Raw genomic sequence first — 13,767 nt, 5'->3', positions numbered from 1 at the left:
ACGGGAGATTATCTTTTCTTTAACATTTTCCAATTTTGTTAATCTTTTCGTAATGTTCTTATGCTAAAATCGAATACGTATGAAATGAAACAGAGGTGATTTATATTGGAAGATTCATCTATCTTGCTAGTGGATGATGAAATTGCTATTGTCAAAATGCTGGAGACAGTATTAAAAAAAGAAGGCTTCAACCAAATCTATAAAGCTCACACCGCTCAAGAAGCGCTAGATGTTTTACATAATCAAACGATTGATATTATTTTGTTGGACGTCATGCTTCCCGATAAAAGTGGATTTGATATTTGTCCTAAAATTCGTGAGCTCTCAAACGCATATATCCTGTTCATAACAGCCAAAGTATCTGACTTGGATGTGTTAACAGGTTTCGCCATGGGCGGAGACGACTACGTAACCAAGCCATTTAATCCTTTAGAGATTGCGGCACGAATTAAAGCACGATTGCGCAGAAAACAAACGCTGATTGAAAGAAGTCCTGTAAAAATGGAATTACAGCCTTCAAATCGCTATGAGTTTGATCGTTTTATCTTAGATGAATCCGCTGGAGAGCTCATTGTAGATGGTCAAACGGTTGCTTGCCCCGCACAAGTATTTTTGCTGCTACTTCATTTTTGTAAAAACATGAACGTGGTTCTTTCTAAATCACAGCTGCTTGAAGCCGTTTGGGGATATAACCAGTTCGTAGACGATAATACGGTAACCGTTCATATTCGAAGAATTAGAGAAAGAATCGAAGATAATCCTAGCAATCCAAAACATTTAGTTACGGTACGAGGGCTTGGATATAAATTAGTGAACGGAAAAGCACTATGAAATCAATTAAAAGAAGGTTGACCTTTCATTTTTCGTTTCAGTTTATTGCGATTATTGCATGTGTTTGCTGCGTTCTCTTTTGCGCTTTAATGTTCCTAGCTTATTACCTTTCAAAGCAAGATATCAAAAGAGACTTGCCCTCTGGATCACTTAGCGTATTAACCGGGGATACAACAGTTGAAGGTGGAAAAGCAAGCGTTTCAGATGATTTAGCAAAACAGCTTAAACAAGAAGGACTATGGTACCAAGTACTGAACAAACAAGGAAAAGTAATTGGAGAAGTTAACTCCCCAAAAGACTTACCTAAGCACTACGGTCTTTCAGAGTTATTAGAAATGGATAAAACCAAAAAATTTAGAAACTATAATGTTGTAACAGAACTTGATACCTTTTTGACTACACCTACTTATTATATTTTGGGCTATAAAAGTGATTTAAAAGAACAGCTTCAGGCTTTGTATGCTAAATATAATAAACAAAGTGTGCCTCCCAAAAGCGATATCCCATTTATCAAAAAGGCGTTAAAAGAAAAAGATGCTTCGCTTCAAATTTTAAATGAGAAAGGTGATATCTTAGCTTCAATTAGAATGCCTAAAGAAAAAACACGTTACGATCCTTTAGAAATTATTTCCCGAAAAATTGAACAAGATAAATATGATTCAACGGCTACTGTATTCCATGATCCAAAGAAGAAAATTTCTTGGGTTTTTTACACTCCTAATAATTACCACAGTATAACCGATGAATCTATTATCCGAAAAGCTTGGATGATCTCCATCATCGTGGCGGTTTCTGTTCTTATAGCCACTATCACTTTCTCCATCTGGAACGCTTTTCGCTACGGTGGCCCCTTACTTCTCTTCACCAGCTGGCTCGGGCGCATGGGAAGCGGAAACTATTCAGAAGTGCTAACAGAAAAAGAGCGGAAGCGCGTCTTTCGGAAGAATGGAAAAGTACGTTTTCAATATCGTTTGTATTCAGAAGTAATCACAGCTTTTTATGAGATGGCGGAGCAGCTTAGCTTAGCTGAAAAAGAACGAAAGCAGCTAGAAACCACTCGTGAAGAATGGATGACTGGAATATCACATGATTTGCGAACCCCCCTTTCGACGATTCAAGGATATGGTCATATGCTTGAAAGCGGCTATTACAATTGGAACGAAGAAGAGCTAAAAGAAATTGGCCATACGCTGCGTGACAAAAGTGAATACATGGTGGGGCTTGTAGAAGATTTTTCACTGGCCTTTAAGCTTAAAAATAATGTGGTTGCCTTAGAAACAAAAAAAGTGGATGTTCATCAATTGCTTCAGCATATTGTTTTAAAATTCGTTAACGATCGAACTATTAAAAATGTTCAATTCTCTTATGTACCCGTTCACCTTCAACCTTTTATTCAAGCTGACCCGCGCTGGTTTGAAAGAATGGTTGATAACCTAATTTTTAATGCTATTAAACATAATCCGGAGAACACCACTATTACAATTTTGACCGTTCTAAAAAGTGACCACGTCTTGATTACAATTCAAGATGATGGAATTGGAATGGATGAAGAAACGCAGAAAAATTTATTTGACCGCTATTACCGCGGCACAAATACAACCGAAAAAACAGAAGGTGCTGGACTTGGCATGAGTATCGCAAAGGCCATTTGCGAACTTCATAAAGGGCATATTGAAGTGAAATCCACGCCTAACCAAGGCACTTCCATTACCTTACATATTCCTCTTTCAACCAATCAGCAGCCGGGCTAACCTCCAGCTGCTTTTATACACCTCAATCCTCTCCATGCTATAATGTACGCAACTATACATAGACGCAAGGGGGAATTTTTGTTGAGTAAAGGCAGAATTTTAATTGTAGAAGATGAACGCAAAATTGCTCGTTTGATTCAGCTCGAGCTTGAACACGAAGGGTACGAAACGGGCATGGCTTATACGGGAACAGAAGGATTGGCAGAGTTTCAAGAACACGATTGGGATTTGCTGCTTTTAGATGTGATGCTTCCTGAATTGAGCGGACTCGAAGTACTGCGTCGCATTCGAGCAAACGATGATCAGACGCCCGTTATCTTATTAACCGCTCGAGACGCCCTTCCTGATAAGGTAAGCGGACTAGATTTAGGAGCGAACGATTACATTACAAAGCCCTTTCAAATTGAGGAGCTTTTTGCACGTATCCGCGTCTGGCTTCGCCATCCTGCATCAGCATCTCCTGCTGAAAAAGAAGCAGATACTCTGCAGCTAGGAACTTTAGTTGTGAATGAAAAAACGCGAGAAGTCACGCGTGAAAATGAAGCTATTGAGCTGACTCCTAAAGAATATGATTTGCTTGTCTATATGCTTCAAAACAACAATCAAGTGCTGAGCTTTGAACAGCTTCTTACAAACGTATGGGGATTCGATTACTACGGAGACACGAATATTGTATACGTATACATTCGTTATTTGCGCAAAAAAATTGATGCTCCATTTTCAACACCCTACATTCAAACAGTGCGGGGCGTTGGCTATATGCTTAAGGAGTAGCTCATGAAACTGCAAACAAAGATTATCCTTACATCAACTGTGCTGCTTTTTATTCTGCTAGTGATTGCGAACAGCTCGATTTACTTCATTTTCAAGAAAACCATGGAAGACAATGCAATTGAACGTTTACAAGCAGAAACAAGCAACGTAACAAATGGGCTAAAACAAACAAGTTCGACGGTTAAACAAGCCAATTTGCTTCGTGCCTATTTACCTCCTAACGGAATGATTCGTATTTTACCTAAATCAGGGAGTCCTTTAGTTGTATCGGTTACTGATCAAACGAAAGAGCTTCAGGACTTATCCTATTCTTATTATTCAAATGAACAAACAACCATCAAAGAAGACGACGACCACCTATACGCAATTTCGCATACTCCGGTCATTTGGACGAACGGTGAAGTCGTTTCTTTAGAAGTCACGGAACAACTCGAAGACGTGGAACAATCTTTACAGACGTTAAAATTCATCTTGCTTATTGCCTCTCTTATTATATTAATTCCGACCATATTTGCCGGACGGCTTTTAAGTAAAATCATTTTGCGGCCTATCAAATCTCTTATTCATACTATGGAAGAAATTCAAGTGTCTCGCACATTCAAAAAAATCGCTCTCTCTTCCTCTTCTAAAGATGAGTTAGATCAAATGGCCAACACCTTCAATAATATGATGGATTTATTAGAGGAAAACTATAAAAAGCAAGAGCAGTTCGTATCCGATGCTTCTCATGAATTAAAAACACCTCTGACCGTGGTAGAAAGCTATGCCAATATGCTAAAACGATGGGGGATGAAGCGTCCAGATATTTTAGAAGAAGCCATCGAAGCCATTCACTCTGAGTCTTTACGCATGAAACAGCTTACGTCTCAAATGCTGGTGCTTGCGAAAGATGAGTCGCAGTGGGAGCTTCACATGGAACACGTAGATGCGGCGGCCGTCTGTAACCAAACAATCAAGCATCTAGAACAAGCTTTTGAACGAACCATTTATTTAAATATAAAAACGGATCATCTCGTCGTAACAGCGGATGAAAAACGCTTAAAGCAGCTGCTGTACATCCTCTTAGATAATGCCATTAAATATAGTGAAAAAGCGGTAGAGGTAACCATAACAAGAAGCGAAAGCTTTATGATTACGGTCACAGATCAAGGAATTGGTATCCCAAAAGAAGACTTATCAAACGTGTACGAACGCTTTTTTCGCGTAGATAAAGCAAGAAATCGAGAAACCGGTGGTTCAGGGCTTGGGTTATCCATTGCTCGAAAGATTGTAGAAGCCCATAGCGGACGTATTGAGATTAGCAGCGATGAAGGCAAAGGGACATCCGTAACGGTTTGCTTTCCTCTTTGATTTCTCACCGTTTCTTAGAGATTTTTAAGAATTGCCTGCTATACTATTTTTCATAATACTGGAGGTGAATGTATGAAGAAAACGGTGCTTTTTATACTTATCTTTCTTGCTGTTGGTTCAGCTTGCTTTTATGGAATAGCAAAAGCAATGAATCGATCTGATACCATTTTATCCGAGTCTGAAATCAGCCGTATGATTCAGCAGAAATATGGCGGCACGATTGAAAATGCAAGTTTTTCTCAAAAAGATGATGAACCGATTTATCTAATTACTTTGCTTAAAGGTGATATTCCATACCACATCACAGTAAATGGAGAAAATGGAGAAGTCCAGTCATTAATCAAACAAAAAGTAGAGAAACAAACGTCTACTCAAACTAAAAATGATACAGAAAAAGAACAAAAAAAGAGCGAGCAGCCACCCGTTTCTCCTACATCCGACGAGCCTCTCATTTCAATGGAACAAGCAAGAGATATTGCTTTACAAAAAGTAAAAGGAACGTTTTCCTCAGTTGAAATAGAAGAGGAAGAAGGCCAAACCTTCTACGAAGTCGAAATTGATCAGTCTAAAACAAGAGAAGCTAAAGTAATGATAAACGCTTACTCTGGGCATGTAGATTCCATCACCTATGAAAATGACGACGACTAAAAGTACAGCGGAAAGCTGTGCTTTTTTTATACACCTTTATTTATTTCTAAGAAAATTTTAAACTTCTTCTTCTTTTCCTTTAAAGTTCATCGGCTAATATAGTCTTAACAACAAATTAAGGAGGCCGTAACATATGAAAGTTATTACAACCGTTTTAGCCAGTGCAGTATTAGTCGGTGGATTAGGTGCAAGTGCATATGCCATGACGGATCAGTCTAAAAGCAATGACAAGAAGCAAACCACAACGATTGAAGAAGCAAAGGCAAAAGACATCGCTCTTCAAAAAACAGACGGCGGTGACATTACAAATATCCAATTAGCCGTAGATGACGGCGTTAAACAATATGAAGTAGACATCACAAAAGGTAATAAAGAATACGATGTAGATATTGACAGCAGCAGCGGTAAAATCATTGAATTTGATGAAGAACAAAAAGACGATGAAGATGAGAAAGAAGAGAATCTTCAAAACGTTTCCCCTGCTGTTTCATTAGATCAAGCCATAAAAACAGCTTTAAAAAGTGCTAAAGGAACCGTGAATGAAACGGATCTAGACCAAGAAAACAGCCGTTTAGTATATGAAATTGAAATTGACACAGCCGATAAACGTGAAGCAACTGTTTCAGTAGATGCCAAAAACGGTGACGTAATCAGTGTAGAAATAGATGATTAATAGAAAAAGCACGCTCCAAAAGGGGCGTGCTTTTTTTATACCGCTAATTTAATAACCGTTAACACAATACCAATCAAGAATCCACATAGAGCTCCGTTCACTCGAATCCACTGCAAATCTTTTCCGACATTGTTTTCCATCATATCCACAAGCGTTTCATCATCTAATTTATCTAAGTTTTCTTGAACAAGCTGCCCAATTTTTGAATGATTCTCGTCTACAAAACTCATGATTTGCTTTTGAATAGCCGTATCAATTGCTTCTTGACGCTGTGCATCCACTTCAAGAGCATTCAGCCAGCTCTCTACGTAAGGAACGGCGTAGCTTTTCATAAATTCAGGGCTTTCAATAAATGCCGTCACTTTCGCTTTCATTTTATCGACGATTTCTGTTAATTTATTCGTTACATTTAATTCATTAATCGTTTTTTGTTTCCATGCTTCTAATTTCTCAAGAAGCTCTTCATTGTGCTCCAAGCCTTGCAGCTCTTTTCTAATTCCATTTACCAAAGCAAGGCGATATTCATCATCTTCATTACGAAGACGACCTGTAATAGAAAGCAGTAGATTTTGCAAAATAGACCCTAGCTTCTCTTCGTTAATCATGCTTTGAAATGATTTGAGAGCAAATTGTAAAATACCGTCAAGCTCAATATTATCAAGCGCATTTTTAGCAATACTTCCGAGCTGATACTGGGTTTCTTCTTTTTTAATCCAGCCCTCTCCCTTATTTAAAAGAACATCAAGTGCTTTTTCATCATACTGATTTCTAACCACTTCTCCAACAACCGAATGCACAATAGGCTTTAACTCTATTGCTGAAAGCGATGACTTGAGCTCTTTTTCAATAATAGGAACTACTTTCTCTGTATCCACACGATTAATCGCATCAACAAGCAGTGCTGTTCCTTTTTGTTGAATCGTTTCCGAATGAACACCTTTTCGAACAATCGGAAGCAAACGCTTTGTAAACGCAATTCTTTTTACTTTTTCTTGAATACTTTCTTTTGACAGCCAGTCGTTTTCAAGCGTTGAGACTAACCCTCTTGTAATACGCTGCCTGTTTTTAGGAAGCAGCGCAGTGTGTGGAATAGGAATGCCTAAAGGGTGACGAAAAAGAGCCGTAACTGCAAACCAATCCGCTAAGCCGCCGACTAATCCAGCTTCGAACCCACCTTGAAGCAACCCACCCCAAATTGAATCACCAAAAGGCATGGTGGCAACGAAGCCCACTCCCATAATCGCCAAAGAAATCGTGGCCAAGTGCTTTGATTTCTTTTTTGGGTTTGTTGTAAATACATTATTTGATTCCATTGTAGTCCTCATCCTTTATTTATTTAACTAAACATTTCATCTAGAAATATGTAACGTGATACAGAAATTTTCGCAAAAAAAGAAAGACAAGCTTTTACCCTCGTCTTTCTAGTATATTGCCTTTTTGCTATACTTCAAACTTTTTTTCTTTTCGATTTTTATTAATAAATGAAAAAATGAGGAGTACGACCAGGATAACCGCACATACGCTTGATCCAATCACATTGTTTTTGTTAAACATAAACGATACAAAAATAACAAGCAGTGCTGCTGTTGCAAAGAGCGTTGTATAAGGAAACCACTTTAAGGCAAAAAACGGCTTTTCTTTATACCCTTTACGCAGCTTTAATTGAGCTAAACAAATGCTCACCCAAATGAGAATGATCGTGAAACCTGGAATAGTCATTAAATAACTAATTACATTATCCGGCGTCTTGTAGGCTAAAAACAAACCTATTAAAATACAAGCAGCCGTAATCATCAAACCGTTAATCGGAATGCCATTTTTTGAAACTTTCAAGAAGCGCTTTGATGCTTCTCCGCTTTGAGCCATAGCATAGAGCGTACGCGAAGTTGCATACATCCCTGAATTGGCTGCTGATAAAACGGCCGTCAATAAAACGAAGTTCATAATGTGAGCCGCACCTGGCAGACCGGTAATACTAAACACTTGCACAAAGGGACTGTCTTGCCCCGATACAGAATTCCAGGGCATAAGGCCGCAAATAATTAAAATAGGCAAAATATAAAAGCCAATCACTCGCCATACTGTGCCTTTAATTACTTTCGGTAACACGTTTTTTACATCTTTTGTTTCCGTTACGGCCACACCAATTAGTTCAGCTCCCCCGTAAGAGAACATCACAATTAAAAAGGCGCTCAGCACACCGCTCATGCCGTGAGGGAAAAAGCCTCCATGAGCCGTATAATTTGCCCAAGGATTTTGCACATCACTTGGAATTACACCGAATAAAATGAAAGCTCCCAAAATGATAAAAGCAGTAAGAGCAATTACTTTAATACCGGCAAACCAAAACTCAATTTCTCCGTAATACTTCACTTGAAATAAATTCATCCCTACAATCAGCACTGCACAGAGAAAGCTTAAGAGCCAAAGAGGTACAGAAGGGAACCAAAACTTCAAAAAGCTTCCTCCCGCAAGCAGTTCAACAACCGTCACAACAATCCAGTTCACCCAGTACAGCCACCCTACAATAAAAGAGGTTTGCGTACCGAATGCCTTATGCACTAAATTTTGTACGTTCATATTCGGATAGACAATTGCCATCTCCGCTAGTGCTGTCATTACAATAAATAAGATAAGGCCGCCAAATAAATACGCAAGTACAACACTTGGTCCTGCAATACCTAGCGTGTCAGCGCTACCTTTAAAAATGCCTGTCCCAATCATGCCGGCAAGTGCAATGAGCTGCACATGACGAGGCAACAGACCTTTTTTTAAATTTTGATCTTGTTTTCCCATAATGCCCGTCCCTTCTGTTCATTTTACGTGTTAGTTTAACCAAATCACTTCTTGCACAAAAACCCCTACCGGATATTCAGTAGGGGTTGGACCAACACTGTTTTTTTCTTCTATATAATGAATGAAAATAATCTCATTTAATCACTGTTACTTTAGTCATTTTATGCGTTGCAACAATGCATTGTCAATGTTATTTATTTTCCAAAAATAAAGTCAAAAGAGTATCTACACCCTTTTGACTTCTAGTCTTCGTGCAATGACTGATAAAGCATAGTTTACAATAAAATACATCATCGCAATGATCAAAAACATCGGCACCACGTAACTTTGTTTCTGTCCATAAATGATTTGAGCATTATGCAGCAAATCAGGAAGCGCGATGACCACTGCAAGCGACGTATCTTTTAATAATGAAATAAATTGACTAACTAAAGGAGGTACCATTCGTCGCAAAGCTTGTGGCAATACAATAAAACGAAGCGTTTGGTAATAGTTTAAACCTGATGAACGTGCCGCTTCAATTTGTCCTTTTTCAATTGATTTTAATCCGCTTCGGATAATTTCTGAAATCATAGCAGATTCAAATACAGTGAGGGCCACAATCGCTGCTGACGTAATTTCCATATCAATTCCGATTTCAGGTAAAGCAAAGTATGTAAAAAAGATGATTAAAAGAAGCGGCAAATTCCGGATAATTTCTACGACAAAAGCGAGTACATGAGACAGAACTGGAATGCGGGCATACCTTAAAATACCTACTATACTTCCAATAAGAAAACTTAACACAATCGAAATGAATGCCACTTTTAAAGTGACCCAAAATCCTTCCATTAAGAAGGAAAGGTGATCAGGAGAATAAGCACCCATAAAATCCATCACTTTCACTCCTTTCAGCTTGTTTTACCAAGACGTTTCTCAAGATAACCAACTCCTAAACTCAACGGAATGGTTAGAACTAAATAAAATAAGGCCACAAAAATATACACATCAAACACTACATAAGTTTGAGAGGAAACAAGATCTGCCTGATACATTAAATCAAAACCAGCAACAATCCCTAGCACGGATGAGTTTTTCACTAAATTAATAAATTGATTCCCAAGAGGAGGAATGACAATTTTAATGGCTTGAGGCAATATAATGAATCGCATCGCCTGACCGTACGTAAGGCCGGATGAACGCGCCGCTTCAAGCTGCCCTTTTGGAACTGCCATAATTCCCGCTCGTATAGCTTCGGCGATAAAAGCTGCCGTATAAATAGTTAATCCCAGCACTCCGGCTGCTGTACCGCTGATTCCTGCCACAATAAAAATAAAAAAGACGATAACCACAAGTGGAATATTTCGAATAAACTCTACGTAGACAGTGCCAATTACATTTACTATTTTGAGAGGAGCTATTCGCATTACCGCAATGATTGTACCAAGTACAAAACTGGCCACTAAAGCAATCAGACTGGCGATAATGGTGTACTTAAAACCTTCTAAATAAAGATCCATATTGTTCGTCAGAATTGAAAAATCCAGCAATTTTCTTCCTCCTTTCAACTAAACAAGCAGGATGAGCATAATGCTGCTCATCCTGAGAAAAGAAAACTGTACGCTTATTGTTTGATCCACTTGTCGTGAATTTCATCATATTTTCCAGAGTCTTTCATCTTTTTAAGCGCATCGTTTAATGCATCTACAAGCTCTTTGTTTCCTTTTTTCACAGCAATGCCATAAGGCTCTTCTGTGAACGGCTTTCCTACTAATTCATAAGAAGGATCTTCATCAGCCATTCCATAAAGAATAGCATCATCAGTTGTTAAAGCATCTCCTTGCTTAGATTTTAAAGCGGTAAATGCTTCTGCATAGTTTTCAAACTCTAATACCGTTGTCTCCGGTGCTTTTTCGCGAATATTAATAGCTGAAGTTGATCCTTTAACAGCCAACACTTTAGTACCTTTCTTCAAATCATCAACGCTTTTAATTTTACTGCCTTTTTTCACAAGAAGAGACTGGCCAGCTTGAAAATACACGTCCGTAAAATCCACTTCTTTTTTACGCTCATCTGTGATGGTCATTGTTGCAACAACAGCGTCAATATCTCCTTTTTGAAGAAGAGGAACCCTTGTTTTGGACGTAACTTCTTTAAATTCTACCTTGTTTTCATCTCCTAAAATCTCTTTAGCCAGCTGCTTAGAAATATCAACATCAAAACCTTCTACTTCACCCGTCTTTGGATTCTTTAAGCCAAACAAACGCGTATCATTTTTAACTCCAATAACAATTTTCCCTCTGTCTTTGATTTCAGTGAGCGCATCTTTTTTAGCTGATGATCCACTCGTTTCTTCACTTTTCCCTCCACAAGCCGCTAACATCATAGCCGCTGCTAATGAAAGCACAGCTGCCTTTAAAAACGTTTTTGATTTCTTCATATTACTCCCCCTATTAAACAATTAATGATTTAAAATACGGCTAAGAAATAAACGTGCCCTTTCTTCTTGCGGGTTTTCATAAAACTCAGCCGGAGTTGCCTCTTCTAAGATTTTTCCTTGATCCATAAATACAATGCGGTCTGCTACTTCTTTAGCAAACCCCATTTCATGAGTTACAACTACCATCGTCATTCCTTCTTTAGCCAATGTTTTCATGACATCCAGCACTTCTCCAATCATTTCTGGATCAAGAGCAGAGGTAGGCTCATCAAAAAGCATAATCTCTGGTTTCATTGCAAGTCCCCTCGCAATGGCTACACGCTGCTGCTGGCCACCTGAAAGCTGGGATGGGTAGGCGTTGGCTTTTTCACCGATTCCTACTTTATCCAAATAGTATAGAGCTGTTTTCTTAGCTTCTTCTGACGACTGTCCCAGTACTTTCATAGGCGCTAAGGTGATATTTTCTAAAACCGTTTTGTGCGGATATAAATAAAAATGCTGAAAAACCATACCTATATTGCGGCGCAGTTTGTTAATATTTGTTTTTTTATCTGCAACCAATATATTATTTACCGTCAATTGTCCGTTAGATATTGTTTCTAAATAATTTATGCATCGCAGCATCGTGCTTTTACCCGAACCCGAAGGTCCAATTACGACGACAACTTCACCTTTTTTAATCGTTAAATTGATATCTTTTAATACGTGAAAATCACCGTAATATTTGTTCACTCCGTCAAAAACAATCATTTTCCTCCTCCTAATCTACGAACAATGATAAATATTTGAGTTTTTAAAATATTTAAAATATGTTAAAAATTATATTCTTACCCTTAAAGCAAAGTCAACAGTTGACAAATTATCTCTTTTTTGTAATCAAAATGAACTATCTTCAAATAAAATATGCTAGAAAAATAATAGGTTTTGTTGGCATTTGCTGATATGTAAGCATACGTTCGCTAGGCTGAAGGTACTTGTATCAGCTTAATCAATAGATTATATTAGTTAACGCATATCTTTATACGAATTGTCTTTCATTTTTCTAGGGCAGTTCTCTCTAATCAGCCCTTTTTCTAATTATCTGTCTATCACTTTATTATATTAATATATATAATTCTCTTAGCAGTAAATTAATAAAAAAAGTAAATACAAGCTTCCATTCATGTTAGAGGTTCTGACATAAATATAGTGAAATTATATTATTTCTCTAAAAAACACACGCTTTATTAGCGTGTGTGGCCTTTTATATTTTCCGGACTCATTTGAAAATGCGGATAGTCTTTAAAACCTTGCCAATCTCCTCCCCATTCAAACCCTAAACTTTTTGCGATATCTACAACCTCCATCCAATCAGACCGATTATTGTTATTACCGTCATATTTCATGTCCCAAATAACTTGTCCGTCTTTTAACCCAATAGCAAAATCAATAGCTAGTCCATAGTTATGATAAGACTGGCCGCCCTTTGAATAGGTAACAATGTTGCCTTCTTCCGTCCTGCCTTTTGCATAAAGCCTATCTTGTTCTTCTTTTGAACGGAAACCTTCCGTAATGACAATCGAGATTCCTTGGTCGTTTGCTTGTTGAACAAGTTTATTTTTCTTTTCTTCTACGACAGGATGCAACTCAGCTGCTCCTGAAAAATCTTTTAACGTTGGACCTGGCTTTAACTCATCGCGAAACAAAAATAACTGGCTTACCGCTATCACAACTATCAAAGCTATTGCCAATTTTTTAAGAACGTTCATCTATATAAAGTCTCCATTCTTTTTTGCTGTTACTTAGATAAAATCATATCGAATTTCATTTTGTTATCCAATAAAAGAGCTGTAGTGTTCAACAAACGTCTATATTTTTTCGTTTTTTATCTATTTTCACCATTTTTTCACTATTGGTGGTTACATTAACAATTGTGGACAGCTCTGTACCACACCCCCTATAACTTTTAAGGAGTGACAACAGCATGAAAAAGAAACTATTCGGTTATATCATGGCAAGCGGTTTAACACTAGGAGTTATGGCCGCTGCAAACTCCACGGCATTTGCAGCAAGCAAAGATGAAACAAGCTCTTCAACGGTTGTAGAGCGAACAAATGGCAATACAACAACTACGAGTGATGCAACACAACAAAAAGTTGATGATATTATGAAAAAAGCACAGGAAAAATTACAGAAACTCGGCGTAAGCTTACCTCAGCATCATAAAGAAGGCCCCTTTAGCAATTTAGATGCTGGTACAAAGGCAAAAGCGAAAGCTATTATGGATCAGCTTCGCGACGGCACGCTGACTAAGGAACAAGCTGAAGCCAAATTAAAAGAACTTGGCGTAGACTTCCCTGAACATAAAGGTGGTCCTTTTAGCAATCTAGATGCAGCCACTAAGAAAAAAGCCAAAGCTATTATGGACCAGCTTCGCGACGGCACCCTGACTAAGGAACAAGCTGAAGTCAAATTAAAAGAACTTGGCGTAGACTTCCCTGAACATAAAGGTGGTCCTTTTAGCAATCTAGATGCAGCCACTAAGA

General features: G+C 38.1%; 14 protein-coding genes. 7 read left to right on the top strand and 7 right to left on the bottom strand.

Annotated elements, in window-relative coordinates; all coding sequences use genetic code 11:
* Positions 1-105 precede the first annotated feature (105 nt).
* From ACRPLY_RS23625 to ACRPLY_RS23600, 6 genes are all read left to right on the top strand, one after another.
* Positions 106-831 carry a response regulator transcription factor gene (locus ACRPLY_RS23625; protein ID WP_325076482.1) on the top strand — a complete coding sequence of 242 codons (726 nt, stop codon included), beginning with the start codon at positions 106-108 and terminating at the stop codon, positions 829-831.
* Positions 828-2,582 (top strand): sensor histidine kinase, encoded by a 1,755-nt coding sequence (locus ACRPLY_RS23620; protein ID WP_325076484.1) that lies wholly within the window; start codon positions 828-830, stop codon positions 2,580-2,582. The genes ACRPLY_RS23625 and ACRPLY_RS23620 overlap by 4 nt, the downstream gene beginning before the upstream one ends.
* Before the next feature lie 42 nt (positions 2,583-2,624).
* Entirely contained in the window at positions 2,625-3,356 is a 732-nt protein-coding gene (locus ACRPLY_RS23615) for a response regulator transcription factor (protein WP_410524809.1), read from the top strand.
* Between the two features lie 3 nt (positions 3,357-3,359).
* Positions 3,360-4,706, top strand: coding sequence for a HAMP domain-containing sensor histidine kinase (locus ACRPLY_RS23610; RefSeq protein ID WP_325076486.1), 1,347 nt, complete (start codon positions 3,360-3,362; stop codon positions 4,704-4,706).
* Between the two features lie 72 nt (positions 4,707-4,778).
* Positions 4,779-5,354 carry a PepSY domain-containing protein gene (locus ACRPLY_RS23605; RefSeq protein WP_028412500.1) on the top strand — a complete coding sequence of 192 codons (576 nt, stop codon included), beginning with the start codon at positions 4,779-4,781 and terminating at the stop codon, positions 5,352-5,354.
* Between the two features lie 133 nt (positions 5,355-5,487).
* A complete protein-coding gene (locus tag ACRPLY_RS23600) occupies positions 5,488-6,027 on the top strand; it encodes a PepSY domain-containing protein (RefSeq protein ID WP_165635432.1) in 540 nt (179 codons plus the stop codon).
* Between the two features lie 35 nt (positions 6,028-6,062).
* Here the strand turns inward: ACRPLY_RS23600 and ACRPLY_RS23595 are convergent, their stop codons facing one another.
* From ACRPLY_RS23595 to ACRPLY_RS23565, 7 genes are all read right to left on the bottom strand, one after another.
* Positions 6,063-7,340, bottom strand: a complete 1,278-nt coding sequence (locus tag ACRPLY_RS23595; RefSeq protein WP_325076488.1) for a DUF445 domain-containing protein — start codon at positions 7,338-7,340, stop codon at positions 6,063-6,065.
* A gap of 127 nt (positions 7,341-7,467) precedes the next feature.
* Entirely contained in the window at positions 7,468-8,823 is a 1,356-nt protein-coding gene (locus ACRPLY_RS23590) for an amino acid permease (protein ID WP_098112285.1), read from the bottom strand.
* Between the two features lie 225 nt (positions 8,824-9,048).
* On the bottom strand, positions 9,049-9,699 hold the full coding sequence (locus tag ACRPLY_RS23585; protein ID WP_033580703.1) for an amino acid ABC transporter permease: 651 nt from the start codon (positions 9,697-9,699) through the stop codon (positions 9,049-9,051).
* A gap of 14 nt (positions 9,700-9,713) precedes the next feature.
* Positions 9,714-10,352 (bottom strand): amino acid ABC transporter permease, encoded by a 639-nt coding sequence (locus tag ACRPLY_RS23580; protein ID WP_013055074.1) that lies wholly within the window; start codon positions 10,350-10,352, stop codon positions 9,714-9,716.
* A gap of 74 nt (positions 10,353-10,426) precedes the next feature.
* The gene (locus ACRPLY_RS23575; protein ID WP_033580702.1) at positions 10,427-11,242 is read right to left on the bottom strand and encodes a transporter substrate-binding domain-containing protein; all 816 of its coding nucleotides are present in this window, start codon (positions 11,240-11,242) and stop codon (positions 10,427-10,429) included.
* Positions 11,243-11,263: 21 nt separating this feature from the next.
* Complete coding sequence (locus ACRPLY_RS23570) at positions 11,264-11,992, bottom strand: amino acid ABC transporter ATP-binding protein (RefSeq protein WP_028410185.1); 729 nt, start codon at positions 11,990-11,992, stop codon at positions 11,264-11,266.
* 476 nt (positions 11,993-12,468) lie between these two features.
* On the bottom strand, positions 12,469-12,990 hold the full coding sequence (locus ACRPLY_RS23565; RefSeq protein ID WP_432232133.1) for a M15 family metallopeptidase: 522 nt from the start codon (positions 12,988-12,990) through the stop codon (positions 12,469-12,471).
* Positions 12,991-13,205: 215 nt separating this feature from the next.
* Between ACRPLY_RS23565 and ACRPLY_RS23560 the strand changes: the two genes are divergently transcribed.
* On the top strand, positions 13,206-13,767 hold a 562-nt coding region (locus ACRPLY_RS23560; RefSeq protein WP_432232132.1), incomplete at its 3' end, for a hypothetical protein.

Origin of the sequence: Priestia sp. TGN 0903 (assembly GCF_050846855.1) — a bacterium.
Lineage (GTDB): Bacteria > Bacillota > Bacilli > Bacillales > Bacillaceae_H > Priestia > Priestia zanthoxyli.
This window is presented reverse-complemented; position numbering and strand designations above follow the sequence as displayed.